This is a genomic window from Rhodopseudomonas julia, assembly GCF_030813515.1.
Lineage (GTDB): Bacteria > Pseudomonadota > Alphaproteobacteria > Rhizobiales > Afifellaceae > Afifella > Afifella julia.
The window spans coordinates 1,248,561-1,265,779 of record NZ_JAUSUK010000001.1 but is presented as its reverse complement, the minus strand read 5'-3'; the positions used below and the strand labels follow the sequence as shown (position 1 = coordinate 1,265,779).

Genomic DNA, 17,219 nt, shown 5'->3' with positions numbered 1-17,219 from the left:
TGCAGATCGCCGGTTGTGGCCTCGCCCGCCAGCTATGCCTGGCCTGGGTCGTCCGTTTGGTCGCGCGCGATTTCAGAAACCAGTTCGATCAGGCGGCGGCGAACCTTGCTGCTTTTGATGTGCGTGAAGGAACGGTTCAGTTCCACGCCTTCGGCTGTTGAGACGAAGTCCATCACGAAGGCCGTCTGGCGCTCTGCGAAACCTTCCTCGCTGCCATTCCCTGAATTGTCAGGCAGGAAATAAGACAAGGGACTGCCAAGAACTTCAGCGATCTGGAAGAGTCGGCTGGCCGCGATGCGGTTTGCACCTTTTTCGTATTTCTGTATTTGCTGGAACGTGACGCCGAGCTGCTCGCCAAGCTTCTCTTGAGACAGCCCGGCCATCTTACGGCGCATCCGGACCTGCCTGCCGATGTGAGCGTCGATTTCGTCCGGCGACTTCGGCTTCCGCTTTTCGTTCATGTTTTTCCTTACACGCTACGGCCAATTTTTCTTGGGCCGATCATGCCCGCGATTGGGTCGGTTCGTGGCGTCCGATCACTTGGTAACCTAGGGTCACCGTTTCTGCCTGGAGGCCCCGGGAGTCAATGGTACGGGCACGTTTTCTCGCCTCAGGGCCCAAAATCCGGCTGAAAAACAGATTAACAAGTGAATTAACGTAAATATGCCACCCCAGCGTGCAGCCATGGGAATTTCAGCGGCTTCAGGAAGGCCGCCATCGATGAAAGTCTTAGTGCCGAGCTTTGCGCTCACCCTGATGCGGCCGTAGGAGTCGATGATCGCCGAAATGCCGGTATTGGCGGCTCTCACCACCGGTAAGCCCTCTTCCACAGCGCGAACTCGTGCCTGATGGAGATGCTGATAGGGCCCTGGCGTATGTCCGAACCAGGCGTCGTTGGTGACGTTCAAGATGAAACCTGGGCGGCTACCGTCGTCGACGAGAATCTCACCAGGAAAGATAATTTCGTAACAAATCAGGGGGACGAAGGGCGGTGCTGACGGCAGCGTGAGGGTGCGCCGACGCGTGCCGGATGAGAACCCGCCGCCGAGCAAAGACAGCTGCTGAAGCCCGATGCGATCGAGCAAATCTTGCAGCGGAAGGTACTCTCCGAACGGTACTAAATGCACCTTATCGTACGATCCGACGATCGTTCCGTCGCTGTCGATGAGGTAGATCGAGTTGAACACGCGGCGGCTGCCGTCCGGTTCATTTTCGAGCCGCGCCGCTCCGGTGACGAGATGCGCGCCTTGCGGCAGGAGCCGGCCGATGGCGGCGAGTGCGCCGGGCTCGTCCGTCAGGATGAAGGGCAGGGCGGTTTCCGGCCAGACCACCAGCGTTTCCCCATCGAGAGGATGGCGGCCGGCTTCGGCACTGAGCGTCAGATAATCCTGAAACACGCGATTCCGGTTCTCCGGCAGCCATTTCTGCGCTTGGTCGACGGCAGGCTGGACGATGCGGAGATTGATGTCTGGCACGGTCGCATCTGAGGCGGACCCGAGACGCGAAAGCCCGTAAGCCGCGAGCGCCAGAACCACGGCGACCGATAGGAGGGGCGCCACGTATCTGCGTCGTTCTCCAGTCAGCAGCGTGATGGGCGCTGAGAAGATGACGACGGCGAGGAAGCTCAAGGCGTAGACATTGGCAAGCGAAGCCGACTGCATCATCACTTCGCCGGCCGTCAGCGCATAACCGATAGCGTTCCACGGGAAACCGGTGAAGAGATGGCCGCGCAGCCACTCGGCGCCGCCGAGCCCGAATGCGAGAGCGAAGATCCGCCAGCCGCTGCCGGACCAGATAAGCCGCGCCGCCACGACCCCGAGACCCCAGAGGATGGCGAGGCCGGCGGGCAGAAGGACGACCGCGAAGGGCATCAGCCAGCCGAACTGATCCGCCTCCACGAGAAAGGCCGATCCGACCCACCAAAGTCCGGCGAGGAAATAGCCGAAGCCGAACCACCATCCGGTCCCGAAAGCCGCCATCGAGCGTCCGGTGCGGCCAGAAAACCGCGACGAGACCGCGCCATCGATAAGAAGCACGAGAACCGGCAGCGTCAGCCACAGGAGCGGGAACAGAAAGAAGGGCGCTTGCGCGAGGGCCGAAACCGCTCCGGCCGAAAAAGCGATGCCCCGCCGGCGCCACCCCCATGAAAGAATGATCGCCTGAGCGAACCTATTCATGTGCAACTCGAATCGCTTGCCGGTGCGTCGGCGAGATGACGGCCTAAGAGACGCGAAATCAAGCGGGGCTTTCCCCGCACTCGCCCTTCAATCGTCCAATTCCCCGCGGACGGTGCGTTTTCATACCCATCGCCGGCCGATTCCAGCGCCAGAACCCGAGAGGGTGGGGCGGTCGAGCTTAGCCTGGCTGGAGCCTTGATGCCTTTTCAAAGAACCTTTGCGCCAAATCTGCGAGCTCGCCACGCCCTCGTGGCCGTTTTGAGCCTCGCTTGCCTCATTGCTTCAGAATTCCCGGCAACCGCAGCCATGCTCCGCACCGGGCAGGTGACGGCGGGCGGTGCGGAGAGCTTCTCTGGCGCGATGATCGACGAACTCGAACATGCGCTCGGCGAAGAGAAGGCCGACCTCGTCTTGAGCCGTCTGTCGGGAGGTTCGAAGGCCGAAGCCTTCGAGCCCGAGGCTCTCTGGGACCGGCTCGCGACCGGCCGCGTCGATGTCGCGGCTCTGCCGCTCGCTGCGGCCACCTCTTCTGATCCAATTTTCGGGGCGGCGTCGATGCCCGGTCTGGCGCGCCGGCATGCCGATGCGGACGCCCTTGCCCGGTCGGCCTTCATGGCCGACCTCAAGACCCATCTCGACAATGCTGGCATGATCGTTCTCGCCGATGCCTGGCTTGCCGGCGGTTTCGTCTCCTCCGGGGCCTGTCTTGAAGGGCCGCCATCGACGAGCGGCAAGACCCTGCATGCCGAGGGCGAGCCTCTGCGCACCGTCCTGACGAAATCCGGAGCGTCGGTGGCGCGGGCGCCGCGTGCACGTCTCGCTGCAGCCCTTGCGGGCGGGGTCATCGATGGCGCGCTTGCCTCATCCTCCGTCCTTGCCGACCCCGAACTGGCGCGTGCCGCCAAATGTCTGACGGCGCCCGGCAGCGACGCTCTCTGGTTCAGCTACGAGCCGATCGTCATCGCGCGCCCGAGCTGGGAAGCATTGAGTGAGGACGAACGCGCCGCTCTCAAAGCGGCGGGCGAAAAAGTCACGGCCTGGGCTGCGCGGGAATCCCGCGCCCAGGACGACCGGCTGGTGCAGATGTATCGGAAGGCGGGCGCTGAGGTGGAAGAGATGCCGCGCTCCGCGCTTGACCAATGGCTGGCCGTCGCAGTGGAATCGAGCTGGCGCGATTTCGCGCGCGACGTGAAGGACGGCAAGCGTCTTCTTGCTGAGGCGATCACGGGCGATTGAAGGTCTTTGTGCCTGCGGCCGCGCCACCTCTTGTTCAAAAACGTGTGAGCTGCCTGAATGGCGGTCATGGATCGCAATCTCTATACCCGTCTCGCCGCCCTTTTTCCCGCCGCGATCAAAGCCGCGCCCTTTGCGCGCCTGACGGACGGGCGAAGGCTGACATATGCCGACGTGGAAAACGGCTCCGCCCGCTTTGCCAATGCGCTCGTCAAACTTGGGGTGAAGCCCGGCGACCGAGTCGCTGTGCAGGTCGAAAAGAGCATTGAGGCGGTGCTTCTCTATCTCGGGACCGTTCGCGCCGGGGCCGTCTTCCTGCCCCTCAACACCGCCTATACGCCGGCCGAGGTCGCGTATTTTCTGAAAGATGCCGAGCCGGCACTCTTCGTCTGCGATCCCGCTAAAGCGGAGATCCTCTCACCGGTCGCGGAAGAAGCCGGGGCACGGCTTGAGACGCTCGGTGTGCGCAAGAAGCGCGAAAAAGCCTCAGGCAGTCTCGATCGCCTCGGTGTTTCGGCCGGCGATCAATTCAAGACGGTGGCGCGGGCCGACGACGACCTCGCTGCGATCCTCTACACCTCCGGCACGACCGGCCGTTCCAAGGGCGCGATGCTGAGCCACGACAACCTCGTCTCCAACGCCCTCACCTTGACGGACCTTTGGCAGTTTTCGGAAGATGACGTCCTTCTCCACGCGCTGCCGGTCTTCCACACTCACGGTCTTTTCACGGCGTGCAATGTCGTTCTTGCCGCCGGGGCGTCGATGATTTTCCTGCCCCGCTTCGATCTCGACCTGGTGATCGAGGCCCTGCCGCAAGCCACGGTGATGATGGGGGTGCCGACTTTTTACACCCGTCTTCTTGACGATCCGCGCCTTGTGCACAAACTGGTGCAGGAAGTACGACTTTTCATTTCCGGTTCCGCACCCCTCCTGCCTGCAACCCATGCTGCCTTTCTCGAACGGACCGGCCATGCCGTCTTGGAACGCTACGGTATGACGGAAACGAGCATGAACACGTCGAACCCTTATGTGGGCGATCGCCGACCTGGAACGGTCGGCCTGCCCTTGCCAGGCGTCGATCTTCGCATCGCCGATCCGGAAACGGGTTCGCCGAAGAAGATGAGCGAGATCGGCGTCATCGAGGTGAAAGGACCGAACGTCTTCATGGGCTATTGGCGCATGCCGGAGAAGACGGCGGAGGAATTCCATGATGGGTGGTTTCGCACCGGAGATCTCGGCCTGATCGACGAAGCGGGCTATGTTCACATCGTCGGGCGGGCCAAGGACCTGATCATTTCCGGCGGTCTGAACATCTATCCGAAGGAGATCGAAATTGTCCTCGATGCCTGCGCCGGCGTTTTGGAGTCAGCAGTCATCGGGGTTCCGCATCCCGATTTCGGGGAGGCGGTGATCGCGCTCGTCGTTCCCGCGCCGGGGAAAGCGCCCGAAGCGGAGAAGCTGAGTGCCGTCCTGGCCGAGAAGCTCGCAAGCTTTAAGCAACCGAAGGCCCTTATTTTCGTGGAGGACCTGCCCCGCAACACCATGGGGAAGGTCGAAAAGAGCAAATTGCGCGCGCAATTCAGCCAGGTGCTGCAGGAAATTGAGGCAGGCAAGGATCGGCCGATTCCTGTAGGCAGGCCTTGATAGAGTGGCTTCGTCTCGGAGTTGCGATGCCACGAACAGATAAACCTCATTGAACCCGCCCGGCCGGTCAGCTGTCACGGCCGTTTGTGTGGGTGTCAAATTGCCCAAACGCGCATGCGCGTCGGGCAACAATCGCGAGGAGCGCGATCATGAATGCAGCGACAGCCGTCACTCTTTCGCGCCGCATCGAGGATGCGGAAGATGTGAAAAGGCTCATCATCGAGAAGCTGAAATATGCGGTCGGCAAGGATCCGGAGCATTCGGTCCGCCAGGATTGGAGCGCCGCGCTCATTCTGGCTGTACGCGATCAGCTTGTTGATCACTGGATGGCCTCCACGCGCCGCGCCTACGATCAGGACCAGAAGCGGGTCTATTACCTGTCGATGGAATTTCTGATCGGCCGTCTGCTCAAAGACACGATCATCAATCTCGGGCTTGAAGCTCCGGTGCGTGAAGCGCTGACGGAGCTCGGTGCCGACTACGACGAGATCCTGCGCTCAGAGCCCGATGCCGCCTTGGGCAATGGCGGCCTAGGGCGCCTTGCGGCCTGCTTCCTCGATTCCATGTCGACCCTGGGCATTCCGGCCCACGGTTACGGGATTCGCTATGAGAACGGCCTCTTCCGTCAGTCGATTCGCGATGGCTGGCAGGCGGAGGAGCCGGAGGATTGGCTGGTCACCGGTCACAATTGGGAGTTCGAGCGCCCCGAGGTCGTCTACAACATTCCCTTCGGCGGCGAGGTGATCACCACGCCGGACGGCAAGCCGATCTGGCATCCGGCAGAAGTCATGCTGGCCGCAGCCTACGACACGCCGATCGCCGGCTGGCGCGGCCGTCACGTCAACACGCTCAGGCTTTGGGCCGGCAAACCCGCCAAACGCGTCGATCTCGATCGCTTCAACCGTGGCGAATATCTCTCCGCCATGGAGGCGGCGGTGCGCGCGGAGACGGTGTCGCGCATTCTCTACCCGGACGACACCACCGAGGAAGGCAAGAACCTCCGCCTGCGCCAGGAGTTTTTCTTCACCTCCGCATCGCTGCAGGACCTCCTGCGTCGCTACCTGTCGTCGCATGACGACATCACGAAGCTTCCGGAAAAGGTGGCGATCCAGCTCAACGACACGCATCCCGCGATCGCGGTTGCCGAACTCATGCGCCTTCTGGTCGACACGCACGGCCTGTCGATGGAAGTCGCGTTCCAGCTCACCCGCAATACGCTTTCCTACACCAACCACACCTTGATGCCGGAAGCTCTGGAGCGCTGGTCGCTGCAGCTTTTCGGCTCCGTTCTGCCGCGCCATCTCGACATCATCCGCTGGATCGACGAGCAGCATCTGCGGACGGCCGCCGCCGCCAAGCGCACGCTCGATCTGGAGCGCGTGCGCATCGTCGACCACACCAATGGCCAGGGCGTGCGGATGGGGCATCTCGCTTTTGTCGGCAGCCACCGCGTCAACGGCGTCTCGGCCCTGCACGCGGATCTGATGAAGCAAACGGTCTTCCACGATCTCGATTCGCTCTATCCGAGCCGCATCCTCGGCGTCACCAACGGTGTTACGCCGCGGCGCTGGCTGCATTCGTGCAACAAGCCGCTGAGCGATCTCCTGATCGAGACCATCGGCGAGGACTGGATCGGCGACCTGGAAGCCATCGAGGCGGTGGCGCCCTATGCGGAGGATGCGGCCTTCCGCGAACGCTTCCGTGCCGCCAAACACGAGAACAAATGCCGTCTGGTGACGGAGATCCAGAGCCGCGTCGGCATCCATGTGTCACCGGACGCCATGTTCGACGTCCAGATCAAGCGCATGCACGAGTATAAGCGGCAGCTTCTCAACATCATGGAGGCGGTGGCGCAGTATTTTGCCATCCGCAACGATCCGGCCGCCGACTGGACGCCGCGCGTCAAGATCTTTGGTGGCAAGGCCGCTCCCGGCTACGAGATGGCGAAGCTGATCATCAAGTTGATCAATGATGTCGCACGGGCCGTCAACAGCGATCCTGTGGTCGGCGACCGACTGAAGATCGTCTTCCTGCCGAACTACAATGTCTCAACCGCTGAGCGCATCATCCCCGCGGCCGATCTCTCCGAGCAGATTTCGACCGCCGGCATGGAAGCCTCCGGCACCGGCAACATGAAGCTCGCTCTCAATGGTGCTTTGACGATCGGCACGCTCGACGGCGCCAATGTCGAGATCTGTGATCGGGTCGGGCGCGATAACATCCATATCTTCGGTCTGACCGCGGAGGATGTCGCCAATTATCGCGTCTCCGGTTACGATTCGCGCGCTGTCATCGACGGCAACGAGACCCTCAAGACTGTCCTCGATGCGATCGGCTCGGGCGTTTTCTCGCCGGAGGATCCAAATCGCTTCCGTGCCATTGTCGACCGGCTTTCCTATGACGATTATTTCTTCGTCACGGCGGATTTTGCCGCCTATCTCGACGAGCAGCGCAAGGTCGATCGGGCGTTCATGGACAAGGAGGACTGGACGCGTCGTACGATCTTGAACACGGCACGGGTCGGCTGGTTCTCTGCAGACCGCGCCATTCGCGATTACGCCCGCGAGATCTGGAACGTCGAGACGCCTTCGGCGGAAGAGATCAACCAGGGCGGCCAATAGCCCAAAAGACGTGAAAGCCCGGCCGCGATCAGCGCGGCCGAGGCACCTCACATTTTGGAAGAAAGCTCAGAGCCGAGCTGTGCCACCAGGCGCTCAGCGACGGCTTCCTTGCTCATTCGCGGCCATTCTTCGTGGCTTGCGGGCCCGATGAGCTGCACGGCGTTTTCCGTGCCGCCCATGATGCCGGAGCCGGGTGAGACATCATTGGCTAGGATGAAGTCGCAGCCTTTGCGCTGCAGCTTGGCGCGGGCGTGGGCAACGACGTCATGGGTCTCCGCGGCGAAGCCGACGACGAGGCGCGGTCGTTTTTGGTGCCGCGAGAGCGTGGCCAGGATATCCGGATTTTCCACCAGGGTGAGGGCCGGAGCGCCGGTTTCCGTCTTTTTCAGCTTTCGCTCCGCCTCTTCCGACGTCCGCCAATCGGCGACGGCTGCGGCGAGAACTGCGATATCGACGGGAAGTGCGGCTTCGACCGCTGCGAGCATCTCACGGGCCGATTCCACGGTCACGAGGTCCACGCCGTCAGGCGCAGGAATCGTAACGGGCCCGGAGACGAGCGTCACATGCGCACCGGCTCTGGCGAAGGCGCCAGCGATGGCGTGACCCTGCCGCCCGGAAGATCTGTTGGCGAGATAGCGCACCGGATCAATGGGTTCATGCGTCGGGCCTGAGGTGACGAGAACGCGCCGACCGGACAATGCCCCCATGCCTTCCGGCGTTCCGCAGAGGCGCCGTTCAATCTCCGAAAAGATCGCCTGTGGCTCGCTCATCCGGCCTTCGCCGGCCTCGTCCCTTTCCGCCATTTCGCCGGCTTCGGGACCGATGACGCCATAGCCGTCGCTGCGAAGCTGCGCGACATTGCGCCGGGTCGCCGGATGCACCCACATTCTCGGATTCATGGCGGGGGCAAGAAGCACGGGCTTGTCGCTCGCAAGCAGCACGGCACCTGCGAGATCGTCGGCAAGACCGGCGGCAAGCCGGGCCAGCCGGTCGGCCGTCGCCGGTGCCACGACGATGAGATCCGCCTGCCGCGACAGCCGGATATGGCCGATATCTTCCTCTGCCTGACGGTCGAAAAGCTCGCTGAAGACCGGTTCATGGCTCAAGGCGCCAACGGCGAGCGGTGTGACGAATTCCTGCGCCGCCTTGGTCATCACGGTGCTGACCGAGGCGCCTGCCTTCTTCAGAAGCCGGATGAGCTCCAGGCATTTGTAGGCGGCAATTCCGCCGCCGATGATGAGCAGGATGCGCTTGTCTTTGAGCTTCGTCATCCTTGCCGCTCCGTCGAAAAGGCCGCTCGCTCAGGCCGTCTTAGCGCCACAGAGAGGCGACGGCCATGACGACGAGCGCGAGCCCGCCGAGCCGAACCGCCCAACGCGTCCAGAAAAGCTCGTGCGTGCCGGCGTCGGCAAGCCGGTCGACCGTCTGGTCATCGAGCTTGATGCCGCCGGCGGAGAACGCTGCGAGCCGGTCGACGGCCGATTCCACGCGTGTCAGCGTGTCCGGCAGATGCTCGACGAACTTGCCGATCTCGCGCAAGGAATCCGCCGCTTCCTCAAGACGCCCGACGGGCCCGAGATGGCGGGAAATCCATTCCGTGACGACGGGATCGGCCGCTGCCCACATGTCGAAATCCGGATCGAGACGCCGAGCGACGCCTTCCACCACGACCATGGTCTTCTGCAGGAGGATGAGCTCCGGCCGCGTCTGCATATTGAAGAGCGCCGTCACCTCGAAGAGGAGGCCGAGAAGCCGCGCCATGGAGATCTCGCTCGCACGCTGGCCGTGGATCGGCTCGCCGATCGCTCGCAGCGCCTGGGCAAAATCTTCTGCCGAATGGATCGGCGGCACATAACCGATCTCGATATGCAGCTTGGCGATCTTGAGATAGTCGCGCTTGATGAAGCCGTAGAGGACTTCGGCGAGAAAGCGTCGCTCCTTCGGTCCGATCCGGCCCATAATGCCGAGATCGACGGCAACGAGACGTTCTTCCTTGTCGACGAACAGATTGCCCTCGTGCATGTCGGCATGGAAGAAGCCGTCACGCAACGCATGGCGCAGGAACGACTGCACGACGATGCGCGCGAGGTTCTGGCGATCGATCCCGGCCTCGACGATGCCCGCCGTATTCCGGAGCTTGATGCCGTCGATCCATTCCATCGTCAGGACGTCGCGGCCGGTATGGGCCCAATCGACGGCCGGCACGCGGAATTCCGTTTCCCCGACGATGTTTTCCGACAGCTCCGAATAGGCCGCGGCCTCCAGGCGCAGATCCATTTCCAGGAGCACGGTGCGCTCGAGCGATTGCACGACGGCGACAGGCTTCAGCCGCTTGCCTTCCGCCGACAGCCGCTCCAGGAAGTGCGCTCCGGCATAAAAGGTCTCCAGATCGCGCTGAAAGCCGCCACGCACATGCGGGCGCAGCACCTTGACGGCGACTTCGCGCTCCTCGCCGTCGACGAGCCGCGTGGCGTGATGGACCTGGGCGATTGAGGCGGCCGCCACAGGCTCTGAGAAGGAGGTGAAAACCTCCTCCACCTTGCGGCCGAGATTGATTTCGATGATCGCCTTCGCCTCTTCCGTCGGGAAGGGCGGCATCTCGTCCTTGAGGCCCGACAGGGCTTCGGCTGCGTCGTTGCCGACGATATCCGGCCGCGTCGCCAGGAACTGCCCGAGTTTCACATAGGAGGGGCCGAGCCGGTGTAGCCGGGCAGAAAGGCGCCGGCCGCGTTCGGCGTCCGAAAGCCCGCGCGGCTCGAAAAGCCGCGCGAAACGTACGAAACGGGCCGCAACCGGCGGCACTTCGTCGACATCGACGAAGCCAAGCGCGCCGGCGCGGACGATATGAAAGCCCGCCTTCGTGAGGCGGATGAGATTGAGCACGCTGTGCGACCTTAGAGCTTTATCGCGTTAGAGCTTCCAGCCCGAATGCAGGGCAACGACGCCGGTTGTATAGTCACGATAGCTGACGCGCTCAAAGCCGGCGTCGGAGATCATGCTGGCGAAGCGCTCCTTGTTCGGGAAGACGCGGATCGATTCCACCAGATATTGGTAGGATTCGCGGTCGCCGGTGACGACCTGCCCGATCATCGGAATGACGCGGAAGGAATAGGCCTCGTAAAGCTGCGAGATCACCGGTGTGGAGACCGGTGTGAACTCCAGGCAGAGAAAGCGCCCGCCCGGCTTCAGAACGCGGTAGGCTTCCGACAGCGCCTTGTCGAGGCGCGGCACGTTGCGGATGCCGAAGGCGATCGTATAGGCGTCGAAGCTCTTGTCCTCGAAGGGCAATTCCTCGGCGTTGGCTTCCGCATAAGAGAGATTGGTGTAGCCGTGCTTCTCGGCCCGCTCGCGGCAGACTTCCAGCATCGAACCGTTGATGTCGGCAACCGTGATCTCGGCGTGACCGCGCGAGCGGTCGGAGATGCGAAAGGCGATGTCGCCGGTGCCGCCCGCCATGTCGAGCACCCGGTAGGGCCGTCCCGAATGGGGCGGGGCGAGCCAGGAGACCATGGCGTTCTTCCAAAGCCGATGCAGGCCGCCCGACATCAGATCGTTCATGATGTCGTAGCGCCGGGCGACGGAGTGGAAGACGTCGTCGACACGCCCCTGCTTTTCCTCCATCGGCACCTCTTGGTAGCCGAACTGGGTCTTTTCACTCATAGCTGATCCTCTGGACAAATCCGGAGGCGCCGGTGTTGCGGCGCGGTTGCCGCGGACCATAACGAAAGCCATCGCGACACGCCATGCGGCGTGGCGCGGAAAGATGAAGGATAAGTGGCGATGCCGGAATTGCCGGAAGTGGAGACGATCAGGCGTGGTCTGGCGCCGGTTCTGGAAGGTCGGTCGATCGAGGCGGTCGAGTTGCGCCGTCCCGACCTGCGTTTTCCCCTGCCGCCGGGCTTTGCTGGCGCGCTCGAGGGCCGCCGCATCGACCATGTCGGCCGCCGGGCAAAGTACCTTTTGGTCGAAACCGATGCGGCGCAGCGCGGCCCCATCCTCGTCATGCATCTCGGCATGACCGGCTCCTTTCGCTTCGAGGGTGCGCTCAATCTGACACCGGCCGAAGGCCGCTACTTCGACAACAAAAAGAAGACCATCCACGATCACGTCGTGTTCCATTTGGACGGAGGTCTCGACCTCGTCTTCAACGACGCTCGTCGCTTCGGCTTTATGGCTCTCGCAGAAGCGGGTCATCTCGAGGAGCATCCGCTTTTCGCCCATCTCGGGCTGGAGCCGACCGGCAACGCTCTCTCCGCCTCCGAGCTCGCGGCAAAATTCGCCGGCCGCAAGGCGCCCCTGAAGGCGGTGTTGATGGATCAGCGCGTCATCGCCGGGCTCGGCAATATCTACGTGTGTGAGGCGCTGTGGCGCGCGAAGCTCTCGCCCCGGCGAGCGGCCGGAACCTTGGTGCGCCAAGATGGGCAGCCGAGCGCGCGTCTGATACGGCTGGTGGAGGCGGTCCGTGACGTGATCGCAGACGCAGTCGCAGCAGGTGGCTCCTCCCTGCGCGATTACGTTCAGGCCGATGGCTCCGTCGGCCGCTTCCAGGAGAGTTTCGCCGTCTATGACCGGGAAGCTTTCCCGTGCCCCCGGCCGACTTGTGCGGGCGTGGTCTCCCGTATCGTGCAATCCGGCCGTTCGACGTTCTATTGCCCTGTCTGTCAGAGGTGACGGCAAGGTTGCCTTGCTGCTCGTGCACAACCGCATTACGGCTATCGCCAGGGAAACGTCAGTCAGGAGGGGGCATGGCCTACGATTATATTCTGGTGGAGCGGCGTGGACGCGCCGGGCTCATCACCTTGAACCGCCCGAACGCGCTCAATGCGCTGTCGGCCGGTCTCGTCGGCGAACTCAATGCGGCACTCGACGAATTCGAGGCTGACGACAAGATCGGTGCGATCGTCATCACCGGCTCCGAAAAGGCCTTCGCCGCGGGTGCCGACATCACCGAAATGAAGGAGCTCGATTTCGTCACCGCCTATCGCGACGATTTCATCTCCGAATGGGACAAGGTCGGCCAGCGCCGCAAACCGTTGATCGCGGCCGTGGCAGGCTATGCGCTCGGCGGTGGTTGCGAGCTTGCGATGATGTGCGATTTCATCATCGCAGCAGAAACGGCGAAGTTCGGTCAGCCGGAAATCAGCCTCGGTGTCATTCCCGGCTCCGGCGGAACGCAGCGCCTCACCCGCTTTGTCGGCAAAGCGAAAGCGATGGATATGTGCCTGACCGGGCGGCTCATGGAAGCCGACGAGGCGGAGCGTGCCGGCCTCGTCTCTCGCGTCGTGCCCGTCGGAGATGTCCTGGAAGAGGCGGTGAAGGCCGCTCAGAAGATCGCATCCTTCTCTCTTCCCGCCGTCATGATGGCCAAGGAAAGCGTCAACCGCGCCTATGAGACGACGATGGCGGAAGGCATTCGCTTCGAACGTCGGCTCTTTCAGGCGCTGTTTGCGACCGAAGACCAGAAAGAAGGCATGCTCGCCTTTGCGGAAAAACGCTCGCCGCAATTCAACAACCGTTGAGCAATACCGTTGGGCCGTCCGGGCGTCTTTGCGCGCGTCGGGGCGTGACAGAAATCTTCCGGGCGGTGTCTTCTCGTGAGGGAAGTCTCGGTCGTCGCGATTTCGCGGGTGATCACGCCAGACTTGGTATTTCGACGAGTTGAAATGAAGTCGTATTTGCGGGCAGCATTGCGGAAGGTCACCGACCCTTACCCATTCTGCCTTCCGGAGCCTCCATGGCCACAGATCCTCGCATTGCCATCCGTCGCGCGCCCTATGAAGACGAGGAGGCGGTGGTCAGAAACCGCCTCGCCGCGATAAATCTCGACGAAGCGGCACGAAAACGTGCCGGCGCGAAGGCCGCGGGTATGGTGTCGGCCCTGCGGGCCGATCCGGCGCCGCATCTGATGGAGCGCTTTCTCTCCGAATACGGCCTCTCCACCGACGAGGGTGTGGCGTTGATGTGCCTTGCAGAGGCCTATCTGCGCGTGCCGGACGCACACACACTCGATGCTCTCATTCGCGACAAGATCGGCGGCGCCGATTGGGGCAGCCACCGCGGACAAAGTGAATCGCTGCTGTTGAACGCTTCGTCCTGGGGCCTGATGCTGACGGGCCGCCTTTATGGCTCTGAAGGGCAGGACGAGCAGACCGAGGCGCATCTCATCCATACGATGCGCCGCATGGTGCAGCGCGTCGGCGAGCCCGTGGTGCGGGCGGCTGTGGCGCAGTCGATGAAGGTGCTGGGCGCGCAATTCGTCCTCGGGCGCAACATTGAGGAGGCTTTGCGCCGCGCCGAGCCGATGCGTGCCAAGGGCTACCGCTATTCCTACGACATGCTGGGCGAGGCGGCACGGACGCGCGAAGACGCGGAGGCCTATTATCGCTCCTATTCGGCCGCGATCAGTGCCATCGGCAAGGCCGCCAATGCGGAACGTGTCACGGACAATCCGTCGATCTCGGTGAAGCTCTCCGCTCTGCATCCGCGCTACGAGACGGTGCAGAAGGAGCGGGTTCTAGCCGAACTCGCGCCGACACTTGCGCAGTTGATGCGCGAGGCGAAGGCCGCCGGCATCGGCCTCACCGTCGACGCCGAAGAGGCCGACCGTCTCGATCTGTCTCTGCAAGTCATGGAACGCGCACTTTCTGAGCCGGAATTCGCAGATTGGGACGGCTTCGGCTTCGTCGTCCAGGCGTTCTCGAAAGCCTCCCTGCCGGTCCTCCATTGGATCGTGGAGCTGGCGGAACGTCTCGATCGCCGCTTTGCCGTGCGCCTCGTCAAAGGCGCCTATTGGGATTACGAGATCAAGCAGGCGCAGATCCTCGGTCTTGCTGCTTACCCGGTCTTCACCCGCAAGCCGTCGACGGACGTCTCCTATCTCGCCGGCGCGAGCTATCTGCTCGCACATTGCGATCGCATCTTCCCGCAATTTGCCACGCACAATGCCCATACGGCCTGCGCCATTCTGGAAATCGCGCCGCCTGAGGCGCGCTTTGAATTCCAGCGTCTACACGGCATGGGTGAGGCACTGCACGAACGCCTGAGGAAAGAGACGGGCCGCCCCTGCCGCATCTATGCGCCGGTTGGCATCCACAAGGATCTGCTTGCCTATCTCGTCCGTCGGTTGCTTGAGAACGGCGCCAATTCCTCCTTCGTCCATCAGCTCCTCGACGAGGACGTGCCGGCGGAAAAGCTGGTCGAAGACCCGATCTCGCTGGTCGAGCAGGCAAAGCCGGTCGCCCATCCGCTGATCCCGCTGCCGCCCGACATCTATGAGCCGGAGCGCAAGAACTCCAAAGGCTGGAATCTCAACAATCCGCTCGATCTGGAGGCACTTTCCGAAGCCATGAAGCCGTTCGAGGCCGCGCAATGGCGCGCCGCCCCGCTGATCGGGGGCGAGGAAAGCCCCGGCAGCGCGCGGGATGTCTTCAATCCGGCGAAGCCCGCCGAAAAGGTCGGCATCGTCGTGGATGCGGACGCGGAAACCGCCAGGCACGCGCTTGGCGTGGCCGCCGATGCGGTGGTGGCCTGGCAGGGGGTCGGGGCGGATGCGCGCGCCGAGATCTTGGAGCGCGCCGCGACGCTTTATGAGGAGAACGCGGCCGAACTTATCGCCCTTGCCACCCGCGAAGCGGGCAAGACGCGTCTCGACGGTGTGTTGGAAGTGCGCGAGGCGGCAGATTTCCTGCGCTATTACGCCAGCGAGGCCCGACGGCTGTTCGCGGAAGGTGGCACAACGCGGCATGGGCGAGGCGTTTTCGTCTGCATCTCGCCTTGGAATTTCCCGCTGGCGATTTTCACCGGCCAGCTTTCCGCAGCGCTTGTCGCCGGCAACACTGTCGTCGCGAAACCCGCCGAGCAATCGCCTCTGACGGCGGCAAAAGCCGTGGCGCTTCTGCATGAGGCGGGCGTGCCGAAAGGCGTGCTCAATCTCGTGCCGGGAGAGGGCTCTGTGGTGGGTGCCGCGCTCACCTCCGATCCGAGGGTCGGGGGCGTCTGCTTCACCGGCTCGACGGACACCGCGATCTTGATCGACCGGGCTTTGGCGAAAGCGGGTCCCGTGCGCGCACCGCTCATCGCCGAAACGGGCGGCCTCAATGCGATGATCGTCGATTCGACTGCGCTTCCAGAACATGCGGTCCGCGATATCGTGCAATCGGCCTTCCAATCGGCCGGACAGCGTTGCTCGGCGCTTCGTGCTCTCTTTGTGCAGGAGGACGTCGCCCCGGCGCTTTTGAAGATGCTGAAGGGGGCGACCGAAGAGCTCGTCATTGGCGATCCGTGGGATCCCGCAACCGACGTCGGGCCGGTGATCGATGAGGAAGCCCGGCAGACGATCGAAACTCATGTGGCAAAGCTCACGGGCGAAGGACGGCTTCTCTTCGCCCATGATGAAATGCCGGGCGAGGGCAATTTCGTGGCGCCCGTAGCGCTTCGCCTCGATCGTTTCGACGAACTCAAGCGCGAGATCTTCGGGCCCGTCCTGCACGTCATCACCTTCAAGGCGAAGGAGATCGACGCGGTCGTGGCGGCCATCAACGCGTCGGGCTACGGCCTGACGCTCGGCATCCATTCGCGCATCGACCAGCGTGTGGAGCGCATTTGCGACCACGCCCATGTCGGCAACATCTATGTGAACCGCAATCAGATCGGCGCCGTCGTGGGCGTGCAGCCTTTCGGTGGCGAAGGGCTTTCCGGCACCGGCCCGAAGGCCGGCGGTCCGCATTATCTCGTCCGCTTCACGCGGCCGGTCGAGGTGGCCGCCGTTCCCCTCCACGGCGACGAAGAGCGACCGCAGGTTGCCGCCCTGGCGCCTGCCGACCTCGCGGCCCTTCCGGATATGAGCGAATGGGAGGCGAACTCCGCTCGGATCATGGTCTTGGCGAGCGCCGCCGGCGAATTGCCCGAAAATGCCCGAAAGGTTGCGCATGAGGTGATTGAGGCTGCGCGGCCGGAGATCGCCGGCGTCGTGGCGCTGCCGGGCCCGACGGGCGAGGCAAATCGTCTGTCGCTGCATGGCCGGGGGTTGGCGCTTTGTCTCGGCGCGCCATCGGCAGATGGAGAGGGGGCGAGGCGGGGTGCGCTTCTGGCACAGGTCGTGACCGCCCTTGCCGCTGGCAACCGAGCGGTCGTGCCGGCCGGCATTGTCGATGCCGCCGTGGTGGCGTTCAAGAGGGCCCTGGAACGTGTCGGTGCCCCGGCCGGGCTCGTCGTCGTGGTGGAGGGCGAGCCTGTGGCGCTCGCTGCCGGTCTTCGGGGCCTCGGCCTCGTCGCGTATGAGGGGGGTGGCACGCAGGCAAGAACGTTGCGCATCGCCCTTGCCGAACGCCAGGGTGCGCGACTGCCGCTTTTGTCGCTCGCAGAAGGCGTGGCGGCGTTTGCCACTGAGCGCGTCGTGTCGATCGATACCACCGCTTCGGGCGGCAATGCGACGCTTCTGACGCTTGCCGGCAGTTGAGGGAGCTTGCCGGCAGAACGCTTGCAACCCTCGTCCGATTACCTCGTTAGGCTAGGCAACAGGCTGGACCTCTCTCCGGCCTGACCT

11 protein-coding genes are annotated in these 17,219 nt (G+C 63.3%); 6 read left to right on the top strand and 5 right to left on the bottom strand.

Annotated features, from left to right (window positions below):
- Positions 1–32: 32 nt before the first annotated feature.
- Entirely contained in the window at positions 33–461 is a 429-nt protein-coding gene (locus J2R99_RS05845; RefSeq protein ID WP_307153518.1) for a helix-turn-helix domain-containing protein, read from the bottom strand.
- A gap of 93 nt (positions 462–554) precedes the next feature.
- The gene (gene lnt, locus J2R99_RS05840) at positions 555–2,177 is read right to left on the bottom strand and encodes an apolipoprotein N-acyltransferase (protein WP_307153517.1); all 1,623 of its coding nucleotides are present in this window, start codon (positions 2,175–2,177) and stop codon (positions 555–557) included.
- Positions 2,178–2,483: 306 nt separating this feature from the next.
- Between lnt and dctP the strand changes: the two genes are divergently transcribed.
- The 3 genes from dctP to J2R99_RS05825 all read left to right on the top strand — a co-directional run bounded on the left by dctP (position 2,484) and on the right by J2R99_RS05825 (position 7,675).
- Positions 2,484–3,413 carry a TRAP transporter substrate-binding protein DctP gene (dctP, locus tag J2R99_RS05835; RefSeq protein ID WP_307153516.1) on the top strand — a complete coding sequence of 310 codons (930 nt, stop codon included), beginning with the start codon at positions 2,484–2,486 and terminating at the stop codon, positions 3,411–3,413.
- Positions 3,414–3,479: 66 nt separating this feature from the next.
- Positions 3,480–5,054, top strand: a complete 1,575-nt coding sequence (locus J2R99_RS05830) for a malonate--CoA ligase (RefSeq protein ID WP_307154158.1) — start codon at positions 3,480–3,482, stop codon at positions 5,052–5,054.
- Between the two features lie 149 nt (positions 5,055–5,203).
- Positions 5,204–7,675: a glycogen/starch/alpha-glucan phosphorylase gene (locus J2R99_RS05825; RefSeq protein ID WP_307153515.1), complete on the top strand. Its 2,472-nt coding sequence runs from the start codon at positions 5,204–5,206 to the stop codon at positions 7,673–7,675.
- A gap of 47 nt (positions 7,676–7,722) precedes the next feature.
- Here J2R99_RS05825 and coaBC read toward each other — a convergent pair whose 3' ends face one another.
- The 3 genes from coaBC to ubiE are packed head-to-tail and all read right to left on the bottom strand — an operon-like array spanning position 7,723 to position 11,335.
- Entirely contained in the window at positions 7,723–8,946 is a 1,224-nt protein-coding gene (gene coaBC / locus J2R99_RS05820) for a bifunctional phosphopantothenoylcysteine decarboxylase/phosphopantothenate--cysteine ligase CoaBC (protein ID WP_307153514.1), read from the bottom strand.
- Positions 8,947–8,986: 40 nt separating this feature from the next.
- On the bottom strand, positions 8,987–10,558 hold the full coding sequence (gene ubiB, locus J2R99_RS05815) for a 2-polyprenylphenol 6-hydroxylase (RefSeq protein ID WP_307153513.1): 1,572 nt from the start codon (positions 10,556–10,558) through the stop codon (positions 8,987–8,989).
- 27 nt (positions 10,559–10,585) lie between these two features.
- Complete coding sequence (ubiE, locus tag J2R99_RS05810) at positions 10,586–11,335, bottom strand: bifunctional demethylmenaquinone methyltransferase/2-methoxy-6-polyprenyl-1,4-benzoquinol methylase UbiE (protein ID WP_307153512.1); 750 nt, start codon at positions 11,333–11,335, stop codon at positions 10,586–10,588.
- Positions 11,336–11,455: 120 nt separating this feature from the next.
- Here ubiE and mutM point away from each other — a divergent pair, with 120 nt between their 5' ends.
- The 3 genes from mutM to putA all read left to right on the top strand — a co-directional run bounded on the left by mutM (position 11,456) and on the right by putA (position 17,132).
- On the top strand, positions 11,456–12,346 hold the full coding sequence (gene mutM, locus J2R99_RS05805) for a bifunctional DNA-formamidopyrimidine glycosylase/DNA-(apurinic or apyrimidinic site) lyase (RefSeq protein ID WP_307153511.1): 891 nt from the start codon (positions 11,456–11,458) through the stop codon (positions 12,344–12,346).
- 74 nt (positions 12,347–12,420) lie between these two features.
- Complete coding sequence (locus tag J2R99_RS05800; protein WP_307153510.1) at positions 12,421–13,194, top strand: enoyl-CoA hydratase; 774 nt, start codon at positions 12,421–12,423, stop codon at positions 13,192–13,194.
- A gap of 215 nt (positions 13,195–13,409) precedes the next feature.
- A complete protein-coding gene (gene putA / locus J2R99_RS05795; RefSeq protein WP_307153509.1) occupies positions 13,410–17,132 on the top strand; it encodes a bifunctional proline dehydrogenase/L-glutamate gamma-semialdehyde dehydrogenase PutA in 3,723 nt (1,240 codons plus the stop codon).
- The last annotated feature ends 87 nt before the right edge of the window (positions 17,133–17,219 follow it).